This is a genomic window from Nocardioides sp. (genome assembly GCF_030149505.1).
Taxonomy (GTDB): Bacteria; Actinomycetota; Actinomycetes; order Propionibacteriales; family Nocardioidaceae; genus Nocardioides.
On sequence record NZ_JASBRN010000027.1, the window covers coordinates 1 to 20,115 of the forward strand.

A 20,115-nucleotide genomic window follows, 5' to 3' on the forward strand; every position below is an offset into this window, starting at 1 on the left:
GAGGGCGCGCCATAGGCTGGCGTTTCGCACGCCGTTCTCCGTTCCGTGGTTCCTGACTCTCGACAAGCCAGAAACCTAGAGCGGGAACGGCGTGCGGCCATTCAGACGCGATCAACCACCCACGGAAGCATCAGATGAGCCGGATTTCTTCGACGCGGCTGCGCAATCGCAGGAATTCAGGCAGTGGGGGCACTTGATGAGGGAGCGCTACCTGGTGTCAAACAATCGCCCCTGAGCCTCGCGACTCTGCTCGCGACGACGGTGCTACGCCGATTCCACTGACCGCAGGCGGCGAAGTCGGTGAGGTCCACGGCTGCCAGCCGGCCACGCCGGAGTCGAGATCGGCGATCTCTGCAGGCTACAGACCTCCTCGCAATTGGCGCCGCCCCTGTCGGCGAGCCCTTACCCATCGGCCCCCGGGGGCGAAGCTCCGAGCGGGGGAAGGCTCGCCTTGGTGCCCAAGACGTGGCGCGACGCCCGGTCTGTGACGGCCTTGGCGATCACGTAGGACACGACCTCGGGGCCGCCCGGCAGGTGACGCGCGTCCACGACGAGGGTGGTGCCGTCACGACCCAACGGACGCCACGTGCGACCCGGAGGACCGGTACGGGTGACCTCGACCTGCCGATCCGGCCTGAGCAGGACAGGCATGGGCTGCTCAGGCACGACACCCGTGACCGACTCCCACGGCACGTCGACGGCGAATCCGCGGTCCTCGTGTCGCAGCCTCGTTGGAGTGAGCCAGAGGCCACCGGCGAGCCCGGAACCGTGCTGGACTCCGCTGGTCCACGCCAGCCACGCCGCCAGAGCGACGAGCACCGCGACCCAGCCCCAGAGCTCCGACAGAGCCACGAACACCGCTCCGAGCGCCGCGACCGCGGCGTAGGCGGCCAGCACCCACGAGGACACCAGCGTCGGTCCCGCCGCTCGTGGGAAGAGGAGTGCGGGCTCATCGGCGACCAGGTCCAGCCGCGGATCAGGCGGGTCGCGTCGTGCGCGCCGCTCGGCCACCTCCTTGGCCGCGCCACCCGCGGCGCTGACGAGCAGGACCAGCCCGCCGCAGAACAGCCCCCGCCCCACGCCAGAGCCGAGGCCCACGAGCCCGATCCAGGTCACCGGCAACCCGAGGGACACCAGCACGGACACACCGAACCAGGTCGCCAGGCGAAGTCCCACCGGGGAGGCCTCTGTCGTCGTCACTGCCACACCTTCTCATCGCCCGACGGGCGTGGAATGGAGGTCCTGGCCGCCACCCAGTGCCACTCACGATCTCCGCACACACCCCCGCGCCGGCCCGTCGTCCACTCGAGAGGCCATCCCGAGTCCCCCTCTGGAGCAGGGTCCGATGGGAGGACTGATCGATGCCCTGAGCACTTCGGGCGCGCTACAGACGACCGGGGGCACCGGTTCTTGCAGCAGTCCCCTCCGGTGGAGCTGACCGGTCGAGTGCTCAGTCGTCCACTGGTTCGGGTGGCGCCGTGATCCCGCGCCTGTTCAGCACGGCTTCGACTTGTTCCACGAGATGGCCGCGCAGGGCGTACCACTTGCGCAGGTTGACGAGGACGGGTCGCCCGTCCAGACCCGGGGCGAGGAAGTCGATGTCGGGTCGGGCCAGGAGGACGTCGTAGAAGGGTTGGTTGTCGGCGTCGCTGAACTTGAACTTCTTCGCGATCGTCTCGAGCGGCGTACCGACGTCGGGTACGGCGTGGTTGACGTCGGCGCCGGCGTCGAGAAGTCGAGCCAGCAGCTCGGCCTCGGGCTCGGGGTCGTGGGCGTTCTGACCCAGCAGCACGTGCAGGGGCGCGTGGCGGGTGACATCGGCGCCGTCGTCGAGGAGCCGGTGAGCGAGCGCCACCCGGCTCGAGGGGTCGGAGTTGCCGAGTGCGGTGGTGAGGAGGGTGGCGCCGGGGTAGCCGTCGTAGTTCACGAACGACGGTGAGTAGTGCTGCTCCAGCTCGGCGATCGACCCGGTGCGCAAGACGGTGTGCAGCGAAGAGGTGTTCTTCGGCGTCTTCCTGCGGAGCATGCCCATGGTGTCCTCGAAGTCGTGTGAGTTCGTCCGCAGGGTACGGCGGCCATCTGCGGGGGATGGCTTCGTCGATTCCGTACCGGCCTTCTGCCCGGTCTTCGACGGATCAGTTCCTGGAGGCTCGGCATCGGTCGAGGGCATTCGATCGATCCGCCCGGCCGACCTATGGACACGCGAAGGCCCCTGCCGCGTCTCCGCAGGTCAGGGGCCTTTCCCGGAGCCGCCTGTCGGAATCGAACCGACGACCTATTCATTACGAGTGAATCGCTCTACCGACTGAGCTAAGGCGGCGTGCTGGCCGCCTGGTGACGGACAACCCGAGGAAGTATAGGGATGGCCCCGGTGTGCCGCGAAAACGGGCGGGTTCAGCCTCCAGCGCCACCTGAGGCGGGCGCCGTGGTTTGACCGCGGCTCCAACGGCTACAACCGGGACGTGGTCACACCCAGCCGAGATCTCAACCCACGTGATCAGCAGCCGCAGTCCCGGCGCCGCCTCATCCGGGTGGCGCTGTTGACCCTCAGCGTCCTCCTCGGGATCGGGGTGCTCGCAACCGGCCTCCTCGGACCCTGGGGCCCGCGGGCCGGGCTCTGCATCGCCATCGTGGGCATCGGACTCCTCGGCAACGTCCCCTTCCTGGCGCGCCAGGGGTCCGGCTCGGTGCGGTGGGCCGACCGCGTTAGCACGCGGGACAGCGCGACGGTCATCGCCTACGACCGGGTGCCGGCGTACGCCGCTGCCTGGGCGCTCGGCTGGACCACCCTCGTCGCCGTGCTGGGCACCTCGTTCGGGGTGGCGGGTGGGCACACCGGGGTGTCGCTGCTGCTCGGCCTACCGTTCGTGTTGCTCTTCGGGCTGCCTCTCGTCGACACGCTGCTCGCCCTGCTGCGCGGAGCGGAGGTCGTCGCCGACCGTGAACGGCTCACGGTGCGGTCGTGGCACACCGAGAGCAGCATCGCCTGGGACGACGTCGAGCGGGTGACCCTCGACCTCGGACCGCGCGGAATGGTCATCGCTGCAGCGGGCTACACCGCCGGAACCAGCTGGCGCGGCCGGCGCCTGCCGCACGTGCTCCCGGGGCGCGTCCCGATGGCCCCGGGACGGGTGGACGTCGACTCACGTGCCGTCGAACCGCACTCGCCGTGGCTGCTCGTCGTCCTGCAGGACTGGGCCGCCGATGCCGGTGCGCGCGGCCAGATCGGCACTCCCGAGGCCGAGCGGCGGCTCCGTCAGGGTCGTGACATGGCCACAGGAAGCTCCTGACCCGTTCCTGCGGGTGGTGAGAGGACCCGTCGCCGCGGGCACGGTGGAGGCATGACCACCGCCACGACGCCCACCCGGTCCACCGCACGGGAGCGCGGCGAGGGCGCGCGGCCCTGGCTGGCGCTGCTGGTCTTCGCCGTCGCCGTGGGGCTCGCAGCCGGCCTCGGCGGCGCGGCGGCCGGGTCGGCCGGCTCGGAGTACGCCTCGCTCGAGCAGCCGCCGTTCGCGCCGCCGTCGTGGCTGTTCGGACCGGTGTGGACGGTCCTCTACGTCGGCATCGCGGTGGCCGGGTGGCTGTCGTGGCGGGCGGCCGGGGTCGACGCCGCGATCGCGTGGTGGGTGGTGCAGCTGGTGCTCAATGCCGCCTGGACGCCGATCTTCTTCGGCGCGGGCGAGTACGGCTGGGCACTGGTCGAGATCGGGTTCCTGCTCGCCGCGGTCGTCGCGACCATCGCCGTCGTACGCCGACGCAGCACCCTCGCGGCGTGGCTGCTGGCGCCGTACCTGGCGTGGGTGGGGTTCGCCAGTGTGCTGAACGCGTCGATCTGGTGGCTGAACCGCTGAGTTCGCGCTGGGGGCGGTCCGGTCACCGGGTTTCGAGACGGCGCTGGCGCGCCTCCTCAACCGGCGGTGGGGCTCCGCTGGGGCTCCTTGCTGCTCGACCGACGGGGGGCGACCAGCGAGGCACGGGGTCAGACGACGCCGAGGGCGAGCATGGCGTCGGCGACCTTGACGAAGCCGGAGATGTTGGCGCCGGCGACGTAGTCGCCGGGGCTGCCGTACTCGTCCGCGGCGGTGGCGCAGCGGTCGTGCACGCCGGCCATGATGTCGCGCAGCCGCTCCTCGGTGTGGGCGAAGGTCCAGGAGTCGCGCGAGGCGTTCTGCTGCATCTCCAGCGCGCTCGTGGCCACACCACCGGCGTTGGCGGCCTTGCCGGGGGCGAAGAGCACGCCGCCCTGCTGGAACACGTCGACGGCCCCGGGGGTGCACGGCATGTTGGCGCCCTCGGCGACCGCGACCACGCCGTTCTCGACGAGGGTGCGCGCCTCGGCGCCGTCGAGCTCGTTCTGCGTGGCGCACGGCAGCGCCACCTCGCACGGCACGTCCCACACCGAGCCGCCCGCCACGAACTCCGCGGTGCCGCGCTCGTCGGCGTACGCCGAGATGCGGGCGCGGTCGACCTCCTTCACCTGCCGGAGCAGGTCGATGTCGAGGCCGGCCTCGTCGACGACGTACCCCGAGGAGTCGGAGCAGGCGACGACCTGGGCGCCGAGCTGGATCGCCTTCTGCGCGGCGTAGATCGCCACGTTGCCCGAGCCGGACACCACGACGCGTCGCCCGGAGAGCGACTCGCCGCGGGTGCGCAGCATCTCCTCGGTGAAGTAGACCGTGCCGTAGCCGGTCGCCTCGGTGCGCACCTGCGAGCCGCCGTAGGCCAGGCCCTTGCCGGTGAGCACGCCGGACTCGTAGCGGTTGGTGATCCGCTTGTACTGCCCGAAGAGGTAGCCGATCTCGCGGCCGCCGACGCCGATGTCACCGGCGGGGACGTCGGTGTATTCGCCGAGGTGGCGGTAGAGCTCGGTCATCAGCGACTGGCAGAAGCGCATGACCTCGGCGTCGCTGCGACCCTTGGGGTCGAAGTCCGAGCCGCCCTTGCCGCCGCCGATCGGCATGCCGGTCAGGGCGTTCTTGAAGATCTGCTCGAAGCCGAGGAACTTCACGATCCCGAGGTAGACCGACGGGTGGAAGCGCAGCCCGCCCTTGTAAGGGCCGAGCGCGGAGTTGAACTCGACGCGGAACGCGCGGTTGATCTGCACCTGGCCGGCGTCGTCGGTCCACGGCACCCGGAAGATCAGCTGCCGCTCGGGCTCGCAGATCCGCTCGATGATGGCGGCGTCGACGTACTCCCGGTGCTTGCGCACGACCGGTCCCAGCGTCCCGAGCACCTCGAGCACCGCCTGGTGGAACTCCTGCTCGCCGGGGTTGCGCTGCAGGACGGTCTCGTAGTGCTCCGCGAGCAGCGGGTCGAGGTGCGACATGACCTCACCCTAGGCAGCACGAAGCCCCGGGCACTGCCCGGGGCTTCGTGGTGGGACGGGTGGATCCGAGGATCAGGCGGCGACGAGCGTGCGGTCGCCGGTGCGCGAGGCGGAGTCGCGGAGCGAGGTCTGCGGGGCGCCGCACCAGCAGGTGAAGGAGACCTGGGTGCCGTCCTCGCTGCGGGTCACGCCCTCGATCATGCTCGGGAAGATGAGCTGGCGACGGTCGCAGGCGGAGCAGTCGTGGGTGAACATGAACATGGGGGACCTCCTCGTGGATCTGATCGGTGACACCTTCAGTGTGACTCGCCAGTAGGCACAGGGGTAGCCTGGCTTTCCAGCCTGTTCCCAAGGAAGTTCCTATGCTTTCTGTGCACCAGCTCACATGCTTCCTCGCCGCCTACGAGCACGGGTCGCTGACACGGGCCGCCGAGCACCTCGGCTACGCGCAGCCCTCGGTCTCCGAGCAGATCCGTGCACTGGAGAAGTCCCTCGGCGTGCAGCTCTTCCGCCGGGTCGGCCGCGGGGTCGTGCCGACGACCGTGGGCGACACGCTGCGCCCGTACGCCGAGCAGGTGATCGCCTCCCTCGACCAGGCCCGCGAGGCCGTGCAGAGCGTGAAGTCCTTCGAGACCGGCACCATCCGGTTCGGGATGTTCGGCATCGCCCGACTGTACGCCGGCGCGGACCTCATCGCCGACGTGCTCGACCGCTACCCGGGCGTCCGGGTGGAGCTCGTGGGGCAGAACTCCGCCGAGGTGATGGAGGAGCTGCGCCGCGGCAGGCTCGAGGCCGCGATGCTCGCCGTCTCCACGGTCGAGAGCGAGGGCATGCAGGTCACCCCTGTCGCCCGCGAGGAGCTCGTCTACATCTCCGCCGACCCCGCGCGGCTGGAGACGCCCGTGACCGCGCACCGTCTCTCGTTGGCGACCCTCGTCATGCCGGAGACCACCTTCCGAGCGACCGACCCCACGCGCGTCACGCTGCGCCGGATGCTGCACGAGGCCGGCCGCAACCCCGCCAGCCGGATCGAGGTCGAGGACATCGAGACGGCGGTGGAGCTGGTGGGGCGGGGGTACGCCGACTCGATCATCCCCCTCGGCGCGGCCCAGCAGCTGCTCCCCCGGCTCGCCCCCGACGCCGGCTGGGTCTCGCTGCGACCGCGCCAGTTCGACACCTTCGCGGTCGTGCACCGCAAGGGCGCGGTGCTCTCCCCGGCCGCCCGGCTGATGATCGAGCTCGCGACGACGCGGATGCAGGCGATCGCGGAGGCGACCGCCTCGCGCCGGCCGGCGCGCACGACACCGTCGCCGACGCGCACGCCGTGGCCGAGGCCGCGCCGAGCACGTGGTTCGCGCGCGCCTGGCACGACCGCGCTCGCGGCGGCCTCCCCGCTGGCCCCGTGCCAGCGGACGGGGGTACGGCGGGTCAGGCCGTGGAAGCGGCAGCCCGGCGGGCGAGGTGCAGGGCGAGAGCGGCCTGCACCGCACCGGCCGTCGTGAGGATCGCTGCCGTCGTGAGGCCCTCGCCCACGAGCCCGACGAGGGCCCACGTCGAGGCCAGGACCAGCCCGACGGCGACCCCCGCCGTCGACGGTCCGGCACCCGCTCCGCGGGCGCCCGCGGTCGCCGCGCAGAGCAGGACCGCACTGGTCACCACGACCGCTGCGTCGATCTGCGGGGACACCACGAGGGTGTCGGGGAGCAGGAGGAGGAGCGCTCCGGCCCCCAGCAGGGTGATCGCGGCCATGCCCGCGATGGTGCGCAGCTCCCTGACCGGGTCGTGCCGGCGCTCCACACGGGTCGGCAGCGGCTGCCTAGCCATCCAGCGACCAGTCGTCGTCGCCGTCCTTGACCGAGGAGTCCTTCCACTGGGACCGGTGGGCCGAGGGCCAGGCACCGCCGGGGAACACGTCGCTGGAGGCGGCGGACTCGAGCTCGTTCATCTGCCGGGCCTGCGTCGCGACCACGGCTCCGACAGCGGCGGCCAGGCCGGCGAGGGCGGCGGTGTTCACGCCGGCCTCCTCCAGCACGATCGCGGCGCCGGCCCAGGAGAAGACCGCACTGCCGAACGCGGCGATCGCGGCCACCATCGCCGCGATGAACTTCACCAGCACCAGTCCGATGCCCGCGTAGAACACGAGCCCGGCGATGGCCAGCTCGAGCAGGCCACCGCGCAGCTTCTCCGCCATCGACGACAGCTCGGCGGTGGCATCGCGCTGTGCCGGCACCTGGCGGCGGTAGGCCTCTGCACCTCGACCGGCCCAGGCCTCGCTGCCCGCGAGCTCGGCGTCGGACAGGTCGGCGACCACCCCGTCCGCCTGGCGCACCACGTCCTCGAGGTCGCCGCGGAAGTTCCAGAAGTAGACCGGCGCCGCGATGCCGCGGACCAGCTCGGCGATCTTGTCGAGGATCTGGCGGGCGAGGTCGAGCATCTTCTCGCACAACCAGATCACGCCGTCGGCCACGAAGCCAGGGACGTACCAGTGATCGATCGCCCGGTTGGCCGCCGCCGGCATCTCGACCATCTTCGCCGAGAGGTCCTCCATCCCGGTGTTGATCTTGTCGACGACGGCCTGGAACTCGGCCACGCTGAAGCTCATCGCTGCTCCCTCACCACAGGTTGCGGAAGACGTGCTCCTGCGCATCGTCCTCCTGCTGGTAGATGTCCGAGACGTGGCGCAGGGTCGCGCCGATCTCCAGGAACTCCGTGGCACCCTCGCGCGCCCTGTCCTGCATGGTCGACCGCAGCGACTCGAAGGCGTCGAAGACGAGCTGGAAGACACCCGCCTCGGTGCGCGACAGGCTCATGTTGGCCATCGCGATGTTGATGCTCGTCAGCCGCGGCGACTGGTCCTCCCACCGCTCGGCCTCTCGAGTCAGGGCACGCGTCGCGACGCGCACCTCCCCGCTCGACGGCGCTCCAGTCATCGGGTCACCTTCCCTGGGTCTCGAAGCATGCCCAGCACCTCGCCGAGCAGGAGGTCGACGCCGACCAGCGACTCGCGCCAGTCCGCTGCGTGGTCCTCGGTGCGCGCCACGGCACCGCGCAGCGCGCTGTCGAGCCTGGCGTTGACCTCCGAGGTCTCGGCCGACTCGGCCCACCGGGCGTCCACGTGGACGTCCAGGCCGCCGCCGGACAAGGAGACCCGCACGGGCCCCGCGCTGTCGGGGGAGAGGGTCTCCGGTTGGTCGGGAAGAGGAGGTGCGGTGGCGTCGCGGTGCGAGCGGTCCATCGCCGCGAGCACGTCCTCCAGGACCGCACCCAGCGGGCGCGGGTCGCCGAGGGTGACGGGCATCGGGAAGCTCGGAGGGTCGTCGTCACCGGCGTCGGCGTCGGCGTCGACCGCGGCCAGGCGGTCGGACCACCCCTCCTCGTGCAGCGCGTCGGACCAGTCACCGAGGTGGCGCTGGACCGCGCGCTGGTGGGCGGCCACCAGCGCCTGCCCCACGGCGCGGGGCCCGATGCGCTCCCGCCAGTCCCCACGGAGGACCAGGCTCGTCGGTCGACCGTCCCGGTCGATCCGCACCTCGGCGCACCCGGTGTCGTCGGAGGCACTGCCCCCGGCGGGAGCCGCTTGGGCGGCGAGTCTCGTCAGGTCGCCCAGCTGGGCGGCGAGCCGCTGCACCTGTCGGAGGTCGGCCTCGAGGTCACCCATGTCGCTCCCGCTCGCGTCGTACCGGCTGTCATCCCCTCACTCCCCCGGAGACGCCCGCGACAAACCGACGACCGTACGACGACGTGGAGAGGCGACGACGCGCCGACGCCCGGCGCCCTGAGACAGGGGGCCGGGCGTCGTGGAGAGCCGGGGTCAGCTGCCGGTCAGGCAGCGACGAGGGTCCGCTCGTCGCGCTTCGCACTGCGCACGGCGGTCTGCGGGGCGCCGCACCAGCAGGTGAACGAGACCTGGGTGCCGCCCTCGGCGCGGGTCACGCCCTCGATCATGCTCGGGAAGATGAGCTGGCGACGGTCGCAGGCGGAGCAGTCGTGGGTGAACATGAACATGGGGGACCTCCTCGTGGATCTGATCGGGGACCCTTCCAGGGTGACCGGCCAGTAGGCACAGGGGTAGCCTGGCTTTCCAGCCTGTTCCCAAGGAAATTCCTATGCTTTCTGTGCACCAGCTCACATGCTTCCTGGCCGCCTACGAGCACGGGTCGCTGACACGGGCCGCCGAGCACCTCGGCTACGCGCAGCCCTCGGTCTCCGAGCAGATCCGTGCACTGGAGAAGTCCCTCGGCGTGCAGCTCTTCCGCCGGGTCGGCCGAGGGGTGGTGCCGACGACCGTGGGCGACACGCTGCGCCCGTACGCCGAGCAGGTGATCGCCTCCCTCGACCAGGCCCGCGAGGCCGTGCAGAGCGTGAAGTCCTTCGAGACCGGCACCATCCGCTTCGGGATGTTCGGCATCGCCCGGCTGTACGCCGGCGCGGACCTCATCGCCGACGTGCTCGACCGCTACCCCGGCGTCCGGGTCGAGCTCGTGGGACAGAACTCCGCCGAGGTGATGGAGGAGCTGCGCCGCGGCAGGCTCGAGGCCGCGATGCTCGCCGTCTCCACGGTCGAGAGCGAGGGCATGCAGGTCACCCCCGTCGCCCGTGAGGAGCTGGTCTACATCTCCGCCGACCCCGCCCGGCTGGAGACGCCCGTGACCGCGCACCGGCTCTCGCTGGCGACCCTCGTCATGCCCGAGACCACCTTCCGGGCGACCGACCCCACGCGCGTCACGCTGCGCCGGATGCTGCACGAGGCCGGCCGCAACCCCGCCAGCCGGATCGAGGTCGAGGACATCGAGACGGCGGTGGAGCTGGTGGGTCGGGGGTACGCCGACTCGATCATCCCCCTCGGCGCTGCCCAGCAGCTGCTCCCGCGACTGGCCCCCGACGCCGGCTGGGTCTCGCTGCGACCGCGCCAGTTCGACACCTTCGCGGTCGTGCACCGCAAGGGCGCGGTGCTCTCCCCCGCCGCCCGGCTGATGATCGAGCTGGCCACGACGCGGATGCAGGCGATCGCGGAGGCGACCGCGTCCCGACGTCCGGCCACCCCGGCCGCGCCCGCGACACCGGACCCCGCGACGCCCTAGCCTCGGGATGCCGCACGCCCCCGTCGTACGCCGGGGGCCGGCTGTTGCCGAGAAGGAGCTCGCGTGGGCTGGGACGTGGTGGTGGTCGGGGCCGGCCTGTCGGGCCTGGCCGCGGCCCGGGCCCTCGCTGCGGAAGGCCGGTCCGTCGTGGTGGTCGAGGCCCGCGACCGGGTCGGTGGGCGCACCGAGGGTGGGACGCTGTCGGACGGTCAGTGGATCGAGCTCGGCGGGCAGTGGATCGGGCCGACCCAGGACCGGATGTACGAGCTGGTCGCCGAGCTGGGGCTGCGGACGGTGCCGACGTACAACGACGGCGACATCGTGTTCGGCCTCGGCGGCAGGCGCGGACGGCTGGCCGGGCGCAAGGGTGCGGTGCCCCGCATCAACCCGGTCGCCGTCGCCGACCTCGCGCAGGGCGTGACCCGCTTCGGGCGGCTGGCCCGGCGTACCGACCTCGACGCGCCGTGGACCACGCCCGAAGCCCACCGCCTCGACGAGCAGACGCTGGCGACCTGGATCCGGCGCAACCTGCGCACGCCGCAGGGGCGGGCCTACTTCGGGCTCTTCACGGAAGCGGTCTTCGCCTGCGAGCCCGCCGACGTCTCGCTGCTGCACGCGCTCTTCTACACCCGCTCCGGCACCGACCTCGACACGCTGATGGCGGTGGACCGCGGCGCCCAGCAGGACCGGGTCGAGGGTGGCTCGGTGCTGGTCGCCCAACGGATGGCCGAGGGGCTCGACGTGCGGCTCGGGCAGCCGGTGGCCGCCATCTCCCAGGACGGCTCGGGCGTCTCGGTGCTGACCCGCGACGGCTCGCGGTTCGACGGCGCCCGAGTCGTCGTGACGATCCCGCCGACCCTGGCCGGCCGCCTCCGCTACGACCCGGTGCTGCCGGCCCGGCGCGACCAGCTGACGCAGAAGCTGCCGCAGGGATCGGTGATCAAGGCGCACGTGGTCTACGAGTCGCCGTTCTGGCGCGAGGAGGGCCTCAACGGCCAGGTCGGCTCGGACACCGGCCCGTTCAAGGTCGTCTTCGACAACTCCCCTCCCGGCTACGAGCGCGGCATCCTCACCGGCTTCCTCGAGGGCGCGGCCGCCCGCCACTGGTCCGCCCGCCCCGCCGCCGAGCGGCAGGCGGCGGTCGTGGAGTGCCTCGTGCGCTACTTCGGACCGCGGGCCGCCTCGCCCCAGGAGTACGTCGAGCGCGACTGGGCAGGCGAGGAGTTCACCCGCGGCTGCTACGGCGCGCACTTCGCTCCCGGCGTGTGGACCGGCTTCGGCCCGGCGCTCCGCGAGCCGGTCGGGCGGATCCACTGGGCAGGGACCGAGTGCTCGCCGGTGTGGAACGGATACATGGAGGGGGCGGTGCTCTCGGGCGAGGCGACGGCGCGCGAGGTGCTGGGGGTGCTGTGAGCCGTGGCCGGGTGTGCCGGGGAGCCGACGAACCCCCACCGGGACCCACCTCTACCCTGTGCGCATGATCGACCAGGTCTCCGTCGTCACCACGTTCCTCGACGCCCTCGCCGCCGGCGACTCCCGGACCGCCGTGGACCTGCTCGACTCCGACGTCGAGTGGCGCAACACCGGCCTGCCGACGCTGCGCGGCCGCCGGGCCACCGGTGCCCTGCTCGGGATGGAGAAGCGCAGGGTCGGGTTCGGCTACGAGATGCATGCCGTGGCGGTCTCCGCCGACGGCGACTCGGTCCTCACCGATCGCACCGACTGGATCACCCTCGGCCGGTTCCGCACCGACTTCTGGGTGCGCGGCACGTTCACGCTGCGCGAGGGCAGGATCCTGGTCTGGGACGACGCGTTCTCCATGGGGTCCTTCGCGACCGGGTCGCTGCGCGGGCTGCTGCGGGTGGTCCGGCCGGGCTGACCGGCCGGCGTACGCCGTCGAGGTGCGACTCGAGGCCCCAGCACGCGGCCCTGCGCGTCACCAGGCCTCGACCCACACCTCGACCCACATCTCGATACCGGGGTTTCGAGACGGCGCTGGCGCGCCTCCTCAACCGCCGGGCCGTGTCGCTGGCGCGCCTCCTCGACCGCCGGTCCTCGTCAGCAGCGCTTGCCGTCCTCGGGGACGGTGCCCTCGAGCAGGTAGGCCTCGATGGTGGAGTCGATGCACTCGTTGCCGGAGTTGTACGCCGTGTGGCCGTCGCCGTCGCGGGTCAGCAGCACCCCGGAGGCCAGCTGGTCGGCGAGCGCCTCGGCCCACTCGTAGGGGGTGGCCGGGTCCCGGGTGGTGCCGACGACGAGGATCGGCGCGGCTCCCTCGGCGCGGATCCGCGGGGCCTCCTCGGCCGGCTCCAGGTCGAAGCCGAGGCACCCGACCAGCGACCAGGCGAAGACCTCGCCGAGCGTCGGGGAGACCTCCTCGACCTCGGGGATCTGCGCGGGGATCTTGGCGGGGTCGGTCGAGCCCGGGTCGTCGAGGCAGTTGATGGCGTAGATCGCCTCGGTGGAGTTGTCGGCGTACGTGCCGTCCGGGTTGCGCGAGGCGTAGAGGTCCGCGAGCCGCATGAGGGAGGTGCCGTCGCCGCGGAAGGCCGTCTCGAGCGCCTCGTCGAGCAGGAACCAGAAGTCGCTGACGTAGAGCGGGGTGATGATCCCGTAGAAGGCGTTGCCGACCGTCAGGTCGCGGTCGCCCGCAGGCAGCGGCTCGGCGTCGACCTCGTCGAGGAAGTCGGCGATCCGCTGCAGCCCGGCGTCGACCGAGTCGCCGAGGAAGCAGTCGCCGGCGTCGACGCAGGCTCCGACGTACGCCTCGAGCGCCCGCTGGAAGCCGGCCGCCTGGCCGAGGGTCAGGTCGCGCGAGGAGAGCGAGACGTCGACGGCGCCGTCGAGGACCAGCCGCCCGACCCGGTCGGGGAAGAGCTCGGCGTAGGTCGCGCCGAGCTTGGTGCCGTACGAGGCGCCGAAGTAGTCGAGCTCGGACTCGCCCAGCGCCGCACGCAGGACGTCCATGTCGCGGGCGGTCTCGACCGTGGTGACGTGGCCGACGATGTCGGGGGAGTTCTGCTCGCACGCCTCGAAGAAGTCCTCGAGCCCCTCCACCACCGCGTCGACCTCGGCCTCGGTGTCCGGGGCGGGGTCGGCGGCGAGGAACTCGTCCATCTCGGCGTCGGAGAGGCAGTCGACCGGGGCCGAGGCGCCGGTGCCGCGCGGGTCGAAGCCGACGATGTCGTAGGCCTGGAACAGCGCGGGCCGGAAGACCTGGCCGGCCGACGCGGCGTACGAGGTGCCGGGCGCGCCGGGACCGCCGGGGTTGACCACGAGCGAGCCGATGCGCTGGTCCGGCCGGGTCGCCGGCACCTTGAGCAGGGCCACGCGGAGGGTGTCGCCCTCGGGCTCGGCGTAGTCGACGGGCACGGTCAGCACCGCGCACTCGAGGTCGTCGTCCTGCTCGCAGGGAGCCCAGTCGAGCTGCTGGGAGTAGTACTCCTCGAGCGCGGGGTCGGGAGCGTCGGTCGCTCCCGGGGCCGGGGTCGTCGTGGGGGCCGGGCCGTCGCGGTCGGGAGTCGCGCCGTCGTCGTCACCGGTGAAGACCAGGGCCAGGGCGACCCCGAGGCCGGTCAGCACCAGCGCGAGCGCCGTCACCCCGGCGATCACGCGCACCATCGTCTGGGACATCTGGCTACCTGCTCCCCTCGGGCACCTTCAGCGCCACCATCATGGACTCCAGCGCCAAGGCGACCGGCACGTTGAACTCCAGCATCTGCTCGCGGGCCTCGAAGACCCACGCGATCCGGCGCAGGTTGAGCTCGGGCGTGGAGGTGCGCACGACCTCCTGCACGTCGGGGCGGATCTCCTCGTTGACCAGCTCGCCGGGGGCGCCGGTGCCGAGCGCGATCGCGTCGCGGTAGACCGACACGAGGTCCATCAGGCTGCGGTCGACCACGTCGAGGATCCGTCGCCGCGCGCGCCGCTTCTGGTCCTCGGTCATCTCGCGCAGCGCCGAGGCGTACTCCCGTGGCCGGCGACCCTTGTCCTCGTACCCGAACGCCCGGTCGAGGTCGGCCTTCTCCCGCGCGTCGAGGTCGGTGGTGATCGCCTCCGCCTCCTCCTTCGCGACGTCGGCGAGGTTGGTGGCCGCCTGCATGCAGGCCCCGAGCGTGGTCAGCCGCGCGGGCAGCGAGACGACCTCGCGGCGGCGGTTGCGGGTGGCCTCGTCGAGGGCGAGCGCCTTGGCCCGGCCGATGTGCCCCTGGCTCGCGCGGGCGGCGTACGACGCCAGCGCCTCCCCCACGCCGTGACGCCGCACGAGGAACTCCGCGACGTCGGGTGCGGTGGGCGTGGACAGCGAGACCAGACGGCAGCGGCTGCGGATCGTGGGCAGGACGTCCTCGACGGTCGGCGCGCACAGAAGCCAGATGGTGCGCGGCGCCGGCTCCTCCACGGCCTTGAGCACGGCGTTGCCGGAGGTGTCGTTGAAGCGGTCGGCGTCCTCGACCACGATCACCTGCCAGCGGTGCGAGACCGGGCTCATCGCGGCCTTGCGCACCATCTCGCGGGCGTCCTTGGCGCGGAACTGCACCGACTCGGTCTGCACCCGGGTCACGTCGGGGTTGGAGCCGGCCAGCGTGGTGGTGCAGGCGTGGCACGCCCCGCACCCGGCCTCGGGGCCGGGCCCGCGCTCGCACTGCAGCGCGGCGGCGAAGGCGATCGCGGCGTTGGAACGCCCCGACCCCGGCGGGCCGGTGATGAGGAAGGCGTGGGTCATCCCCTTGCCCGCGGCGGCGGCGCGCAGGGTCTCGATGACCGGCCGCTGGCCGACCAGGTCGTCCCAGACGCTCATCGGGTCACCCCGGGCAGCAGCGCCTCCACCCGCTCGCGGATGGCGGCGGCGATCTCCTCGACCGCCGCCCGAGCGTCGAGCACGAGGTAGTGCGCGGGGTCCTCGGCGGCCATGTCGAGGAACGCCTGCCGCACCCGCTGGTGGAACTCCAGCGACTCGCCCTCGATCCGGTCGCGCCCCTCGAACCGACCCAGGCCCGCGGAGGGCTCGAGGTCGAGGACCACGGTCAGGTGCGGGCGGAGGTCGCCGGTCGCCCAGCGCGCGACGTGAGCGACGTCGGCGACCGGCAGCGTGCGACCCGCGCCCTGGTAGGCGAGCGTGCTGTCGACGTACCGGTCGGTGACGACGACCGCACCCCGCTCCAGCGCGGGCAGGACGACGGTGTCGACGTGCTCGGCCTTGTCGGCGGCGTAGAGCAGCACCTCGGTGCGGTCGGAGAGCGCGCCGGTCTCGGGACTGAGCACGATCCTGCGCAGCTCGGCACCGACCGGGGTGTCGCCCGGCTCGAAGGTCAGCAGCACCTCGCGGCCCTGCTGCTCGAGGTGCTCGCGCAGCAGGCGTGACTGGGTCGACTTGCCGGACCCCTCGCCGCCCTCGAAGCAGACGAAGAGGCCGGTGTCGGTCCAGCGGCCGGGCCAGGTCGTCATGGGGCGAACCTACGGGGCGGCGGGGACAGGGCCGTGCGGGGGGCGGCAAGGTTCATCGGCCGGCCGACAGACCTTGTCCTGGGCCGATGAAACATCGTCGGCCAACTGCAAGGTTCATCGGCCGGCCGATGAACCTTGCTGACGCCCCGGCCCCGCCCGCCTACGCCTTCTTCGCCGCAGCCTTCTTCGCGGTCTTCTTCGCAGCCGTCTTCTTGGCCGTCGTCTTCTTGGCAGCAGCCTTCTTCGCCGGGGCCTTCTTGGCGCCCTTCTTGGCCGCCTTCTTCGCCGGGCCGCGGGCGCGGCGCTCGGCGAGCAGCTCGGCGGCGCGCTCGAGGGTGAGGTCCTCGACGGTGTCGTCCTTGCGGAGCGTGGCGTTGTACTCGCCGTCGGTGACGTACTCCCCGAAGCGGCCCGACTTCACCACGACCGGCTGCCCGGAGACCGGGTCGTTGCCGAGCTCCTTGAGCGGCGGGGCGGCGGCGGCGCGGCCGCGCTGCTTGGGCTGGGCGTAGATCCGCAGCGCCTCGTCGAGGGTGATGGTGAGCAGCTGGTCCTCGGAGGTGAGCGAGCGGGAGTCGGTGCCCTTCTTGAGGTACGGCCCGTAGCGGCCGTTCTGGGCGGTGATCTCCTCGCCGGACTCCGGGTCCTCGCCGACCACGCGCGGCAGCGAGAGCAGCTTGACGGCGTCCTCGAGGGAGACGGTGTCCAGCGACATCGACTTGAAGAGCGAGCCGGTGCGCGGCTTGGCCTGCCCCTTCTTCCCACTCCGCGGGGCGTCCTCGGGCAGCAGCTCGGTGACGTAGGGGCCGTAGCGGCCGTTCTTGGCGACCACGCGCAGGCCGGTCTCCGGGTGCGCGCCGAGGTCGATCTCCTCGCCGGCGGGGTTGGCCAGCAGCTCCTTGGCCTTCTCCAGCGTCAGCTCGTCGGGCGGCAGGTCGTCGGGCACGTTGGCGCGTACGCCGGCACCCGCGCCGTCCCCGTCACCGTCGGCACCCCCGACGACCTCGAGGTAGGGGCCGTAGCGACCGACGCGCAGGTTGATGCCCGAGTCGGGACCGCCCACGGGGAAGGTCGCCAGCTCGCGGGCGTCGATGTCGCCGAGCTCGTCGACGAGCTTCTTCAGTCCCTCGACCTCACCGGTGCCGAAGTAGAACTCCGCGAGCTCGGTCGCGCGGTCCTTGCGGCCGCCGGCGATCTCGTCGAGGACGTCCTCCATCCGTGCGGTGAAGGCGTAGTCGATCTGGCGCGGGAAGTGCTCCTCCAGCAGCCGGATCACCGAGAACGCCAGCCACGCCGGCACCAGCGCGGTGCCCTTCTTGTAGACGTAGCCGCGGTTGAGGATCGTCCCGATGATCGAGGCGTACGTCGACGGCCGGCCGATCTCGCGCTCCTCGAGCTCCTTGATCAGCGTCGCCTCGGTGTAGCGCGAGGGCGGCTTGGTCTCGTGCCCGGTCGCCTGGATCGAGGCCGCGGCGACCGTGTCGCCCTCGGCGAGCTGCGGGAGCCGGGTCTCCTGGTCGTCGGTCTGCTTGCCCTCGTCGGTGCCCTCGACGTAGGCCTTGAGGAACCCGTGGAAGGTGATGACCCGACCGGTCGCGGAGAACACCACGTCCTCGCCGGTGGCCGCGGCGCCGCCGAGCCGGATGGTCACCGACTGGCCGACGGCGTCCTTCATCTGCGAGGCGACGGTGCGCATCCAGATCAGCTCGTAGAGGCGGAACTGCTCGCCGGTGAGCCCGGTCTGCGCGGGGGTGCGGAACGACTCGCCGGCGGGGCGGATCGCCTCGTGCGCCTCCTGGGCGTTCTTGACCTTGCTGGTGTAGGTGCGCGGGGCGTCGGGGAGGTACTCCGCGCCGTACAGCTCGCGCACCTGCGACCGCGCGGCGTTGACGGCCGTGCCCGACAGCGTGGTGCTGTCGGTGCGCATGTAGGTGATGTAGCCGTTCTCGTAGAGCCGCTGCGCCACCGACATCGTCACGCTGGCGCTCATGCCGAGCTTGCGGCTGGCCTCCTGCTGCAGCGTGGTGGTGCGGAACGGGGGGTACGGCGAGCGGCGGTAGGGCTTGGCCTCGACCGAGCGCACGTCGTACGTCGCGTCCTCGAGCGCGGAGACCAGGGCCTCGGCGCGCGGGCGGTCGAGGTGGACGACCTTGCCCTCAGCCGAGGACTTGAGCACGCCGTCCTGGCCGAAGTCCGAGCCGCGCGCGACCCGCTTGTCGTCGACCGAGTGCAGCTTGGCCGGGAACATCCGCTGCTCGTGCTTGGAGCCGGCGTCGAAGGTGCCCTCGAGGTCCCAGTAGGAGGCCATCTTGAAGGCCATCCGCTCGCGCTCGCGGTCGACGACCAGGCGCGTGGCGACCGACTGCACGCGGCCCGCGGACAGGCCGGACATGACCTTCTTCCACAGCACCGGCGAGACCTCGTAGCCGTAGAGGCGGTCGAGGATGCGACGCGCCTCCTGGGCCTCGACGAGGTCGTCGTCGATCTGGCGGGGGTTCTCCACGGCGGCGTTGATCGCCTGCGGCGTGATCTCGTGGAAGACCATCCGCTTCACGGGGATCTTCGGCTTGAGCTCGTCGTAGAGGTGCCAGGCGATGGCCTCCCCCTCGCGGTCCTCATCGGTGGCGAGGTAGAGCTCGTCGGCTTCCTTGAGGAGCTTCTTCAGCTTGGTGATGTGCGACTTCTTGTCGCTGGAGACCACGTAGTAGGGCTTGAAGTCGTTCTCGATGTCCACGCCGAGACGCGCCCAGGACTGCCCCTTGATGGAGGCGGGGATGTCCGAGGCCTTCTGCGGGAGGTCGCGGATGTGACCGATGGAGGACTCGACGACGTAGCCGTTGCCCAGGTAGCCCGCGATGGTCTTCGCCTTCGCGGGGGACTCGACGATCACCAGCTTGTGACCGGCGCCGTTCTCAGCGTTCTTGGGTGCCACTAGTTTCGTGCTCCTCCATCAGTGCCTCCCCGTGCCTCGCTCTGGGGCGGGGGACTCGCAGCCACGGTAACGGTAGCCGCCAGGACCCCCGGGCGAGGGCCCGTACGTCGGTCAGCCCCGACTGGTCAGGTCCGGTCGGTCAGGAACCCCTCGACCAGCAGCTCGCGGACCACCGGCAGGTACCCCTCCCGGACCGCCTCGGGCTCGCTGCCGAGCAGGGTCGCCAGCGCGTCGAGGATCTGGCCGACCGCGAGGTCCCCGTCGCAGGCGCCGACCAGGCCGGCCTCGACCGTGTCGGCCTTCCGGGCTCGGCGCATCCCCCGCTGCTGGCGCAGCACGATCTGCTCGGGGTCCTCGGCGCCCGGCTCGCCGAACGTCTCCTGCCGTACGTCGGGGCGCGCCACGAGATGGGCCGCGAGGAGGGCCTCGTCGTCGAGGGACCGCTCCAGGCCGGCCCGCCTCCCCCAGTCGGCGACCTCCGCCCCGAGCGGCTGCTCGATGTCGTAGGGCCACTCCTCGAAACGCAGCGTCGGCTCGTCGCGGTCGGTGCGGTGGAGGTTGAGCCAGCCGAAGCCGACCCCCTCGACGCCCTGCTCCTCGAACCACCCGAGCCAGGTGTCGTAGCGCTCGGCGTACTCGGGGGTGCCGTGGAGCCCCGCGTCCTTGAGCCACAGCTCGACGTACTGGGCGGGGTCGGCGACCTCGCGCTGCACCACCCAGGTGTCACAGCCGGAGCCGTCGACCCAGCCCCGCAGCCGCTCGTCCCAGGGCCGGTCCTGGGTGATCACCCAGTTGGCGAGCACCTGGGCCCAACCGCCCGGGCGCAGGTGGGCCGGCGCACCGGAGACCACGCGGCGGACGACCTCGTCCCCCGGCAGTCCGGAGTCCCGGTAGACCAGGCGCTCCCCCGTGGCGGGCGAGATCACGAACGGCGGGTTGGTGACGACCAGGTCGAACAGCTCGCCCTCGACCGGCTCGTACAGGCTCCCCGACCGCACGTCGAGGGAGCCCCCCCCGTCCAGGACGCCGTTGAGCTCGGCGTTCAGCCGGGTCATCCACAGGGCGCGCTCGTTGACGTCGGTCGCGACCACGTCGCGGGTGTGGGTGGCCAGGTGCAGCGCCTGGACGCCGCAGCCGGTCCCGAGGTCGAGGGCACGCCCGACGGGCTCGCGGACCGTGAGCTGGGCGAGGGACGACGACGCCGAGCTGATGCCGAGGACGTGGTCCGGCCCCACCCGGAGGTTGCGGCCGTCCAGCCCCGGCGTCAGGTCGCTGAGCACCCACCAGTCGTGGTCCTCGTCGGCGTAGGGGCGGACGTCGACCAGGGC

The 20,115-nt window shown here is 72.0% G+C and carries 20 protein-coding genes and 1 tRNA gene; 6 read left to right on the top strand and 15 right to left on the bottom strand.

The window, feature by feature from the left end:
* Positions 1 to 402: 402 nt before the first annotated feature.
* The 3 genes from Q1V71_RS05475 to Q1V71_RS05485 form a co-directional block, all read right to left on the bottom strand.
* Positions 403 to 1,200 carry a hypothetical protein gene (locus Q1V71_RS05475; protein ID WP_300641508.1) on the bottom strand — a complete coding sequence of 266 codons (798 nt, stop codon included), beginning with the start codon at positions 1,198 to 1,200 and terminating at the stop codon, positions 403 to 405.
* Positions 1,201 to 1,450: 250 nt separating this feature from the next.
* On the bottom strand, positions 1,451 to 2,026 hold the full coding sequence (locus Q1V71_RS05480; protein ID WP_300641509.1) for a hypothetical protein: 576 nt from the start codon (positions 2,024 to 2,026) through the stop codon (positions 1,451 to 1,453).
* Positions 2,027 to 2,247: 221 nt separating this feature from the next.
* A tRNA-Thr gene (locus Q1V71_RS05485) sits at positions 2,248 to 2,320 on the bottom strand.
* Between the two features lie 211 nt (positions 2,321 to 2,531).
* Here Q1V71_RS05485 and Q1V71_RS05490 point away from each other — a divergent pair.
* Both Q1V71_RS05490 and Q1V71_RS05495 read left to right on the top strand, forming a co-directional pair.
* A complete protein-coding gene (locus Q1V71_RS05490; RefSeq protein WP_300641510.1) occupies positions 2,532 to 3,290 on the top strand; it encodes a hypothetical protein in 759 nt (252 codons plus the stop codon).
* A 51-nt stretch (positions 3,291 to 3,341) separates the two neighbouring features.
* Positions 3,342 to 3,854, top strand: a complete 513-nt coding sequence (locus tag Q1V71_RS05495; protein ID WP_300641511.1) for a TspO/MBR family protein — start codon at positions 3,342 to 3,344, stop codon at positions 3,852 to 3,854.
* A gap of 128 nt (positions 3,855 to 3,982) precedes the next feature.
* On the opposite strand, the gene gdhA is transcribed toward Q1V71_RS05495, so the two are convergent.
* Positions 3,983 to 5,329, bottom strand: a complete 1,347-nt coding sequence (gene gdhA / locus Q1V71_RS05500) for an NADP-specific glutamate dehydrogenase (RefSeq protein WP_300641512.1) — start codon at positions 5,327 to 5,329, stop codon at positions 3,983 to 3,985.
* A gap of 72 nt (positions 5,330 to 5,401) precedes the next feature.
* Complete coding sequence (locus tag Q1V71_RS05505) at positions 5,402 to 5,590, bottom strand: hypothetical protein (protein WP_300641513.1); 189 nt, start codon at positions 5,588 to 5,590, stop codon at positions 5,402 to 5,404.
* A 101-nt stretch (positions 5,591 to 5,691) separates the two neighbouring features.
* Here Q1V71_RS05505 and Q1V71_RS05510 point away from each other — a divergent pair, with 101 nt between their 5' ends.
* Positions 5,692 to 6,831, top strand: a complete 1,140-nt coding sequence (locus Q1V71_RS05510) for a LysR family transcriptional regulator (RefSeq protein WP_300641514.1) — start codon at positions 5,692 to 5,694, stop codon at positions 6,829 to 6,831.
* On the opposite strand, the gene Q1V71_RS05515 is transcribed toward Q1V71_RS05510, so the two are convergent.
* The 5 genes from Q1V71_RS05515 to Q1V71_RS05535 form a co-directional block, all read right to left on the bottom strand.
* On the bottom strand, positions 6,758 to 7,153 hold the full coding sequence (locus Q1V71_RS05515) for a hypothetical protein (RefSeq protein ID WP_300641515.1): 396 nt from the start codon (positions 7,151 to 7,153) through the stop codon (positions 6,758 to 6,760). The two genes, Q1V71_RS05510 and Q1V71_RS05515, sit on opposite strands and share 74 nt — an antisense overlap.
* Positions 7,146 to 7,931 (bottom strand): hypothetical protein, encoded by a 786-nt coding sequence (locus Q1V71_RS05520; RefSeq protein WP_300641517.1) that lies wholly within the window; start codon positions 7,929 to 7,931, stop codon positions 7,146 to 7,148. Before Q1V71_RS05520 ends, Q1V71_RS05515 begins: the two co-directional genes overlap by 8 nt.
* Positions 7,932 to 7,941: 10 nt before the next feature.
* Positions 7,942 to 8,259 (bottom strand): hypothetical protein, encoded by a 318-nt coding sequence (locus tag Q1V71_RS05525; protein WP_300641519.1) that lies wholly within the window; start codon positions 8,257 to 8,259, stop codon positions 7,942 to 7,944.
* The gene (locus Q1V71_RS05530; RefSeq protein ID WP_300641521.1) at positions 8,256 to 8,987 is read right to left on the bottom strand and encodes a hypothetical protein; all 732 of its coding nucleotides are present in this window, start codon (positions 8,985 to 8,987) and stop codon (positions 8,256 to 8,258) included. The genes Q1V71_RS05525 and Q1V71_RS05530 overlap by 4 nt, the downstream gene beginning before the upstream one ends.
* Positions 8,988 to 9,151: 164 nt before the next feature.
* Positions 9,152 to 9,334 (bottom strand): hypothetical protein, encoded by a 183-nt coding sequence (locus Q1V71_RS05535; RefSeq protein WP_300641523.1) that lies wholly within the window; start codon positions 9,332 to 9,334, stop codon positions 9,152 to 9,154.
* A 101-nt stretch (positions 9,335 to 9,435) separates the two neighbouring features.
* Between Q1V71_RS05535 and Q1V71_RS05540 the strand changes: the two genes are divergently transcribed.
* The 3 genes from Q1V71_RS05540 to Q1V71_RS05550 all read left to right on the top strand — a co-directional run bounded on the left by Q1V71_RS05540 (position 9,436) and on the right by Q1V71_RS05550 (position 12,289).
* On the top strand, positions 9,436 to 10,410 hold the full coding sequence (locus Q1V71_RS05540; RefSeq protein WP_300641525.1) for a LysR family transcriptional regulator: 975 nt from the start codon (positions 9,436 to 9,438) through the stop codon (positions 10,408 to 10,410).
* A 63-nt stretch (positions 10,411 to 10,473) separates the two neighbouring features.
* Entirely contained in the window at positions 10,474 to 11,823 is a 1,350-nt protein-coding gene (locus Q1V71_RS05545) for a flavin monoamine oxidase family protein (RefSeq protein WP_300641527.1), read from the top strand.
* A gap of 64 nt (positions 11,824 to 11,887) precedes the next feature.
* Positions 11,888 to 12,289 (top strand): limonene-1,2-epoxide hydrolase family protein, encoded by a 402-nt coding sequence (locus tag Q1V71_RS05550; protein ID WP_300641529.1) that lies wholly within the window; start codon positions 11,888 to 11,890, stop codon positions 12,287 to 12,289.
* A 179-nt stretch (positions 12,290 to 12,468) separates the two neighbouring features.
* Here the strand turns inward: Q1V71_RS05550 and Q1V71_RS05555 are convergent, their stop codons facing one another.
* The 5 genes from Q1V71_RS05555 to Q1V71_RS05575 all read right to left on the bottom strand — a co-directional run.
* Positions 12,469 to 14,043 (bottom strand): alpha/beta hydrolase, encoded by a 1,575-nt coding sequence (locus Q1V71_RS05555; RefSeq protein ID WP_300641530.1) that lies wholly within the window; start codon positions 14,041 to 14,043, stop codon positions 12,469 to 12,471.
* Between the two features lie 4 nt (positions 14,044 to 14,047).
* Complete coding sequence (locus Q1V71_RS05560; RefSeq protein WP_300641532.1) at positions 14,048 to 15,208, bottom strand: DNA polymerase III subunit delta'; 1,161 nt, start codon at positions 15,206 to 15,208, stop codon at positions 14,048 to 14,050.
* Positions 15,205 to 15,855: a dTMP kinase gene (gene tmk / locus Q1V71_RS05565; protein WP_300641534.1), complete on the bottom strand. Its 651-nt coding sequence runs from the start codon at positions 15,853 to 15,855 to the stop codon at positions 15,205 to 15,207. The genes Q1V71_RS05560 and tmk overlap by 4 nt, the downstream gene beginning before the upstream one ends.
* Positions 15,856 to 16,015: 160 nt before the next feature.
* On the bottom strand, positions 16,016 to 18,787 hold the full coding sequence (gene topA / locus Q1V71_RS05570; RefSeq protein ID WP_300641536.1) for a type I DNA topoisomerase: 2,772 nt from the start codon (positions 18,785 to 18,787) through the stop codon (positions 16,016 to 16,018).
* 125 nt (positions 18,788 to 18,912) lie between these two features.
* Positions 18,913 to 20,115, bottom strand: a 1,203-nt coding sequence (locus tag Q1V71_RS05575; protein ID WP_300641538.1) for a class I SAM-dependent methyltransferase, incomplete at its 5' end; no start/stop codon positions are given.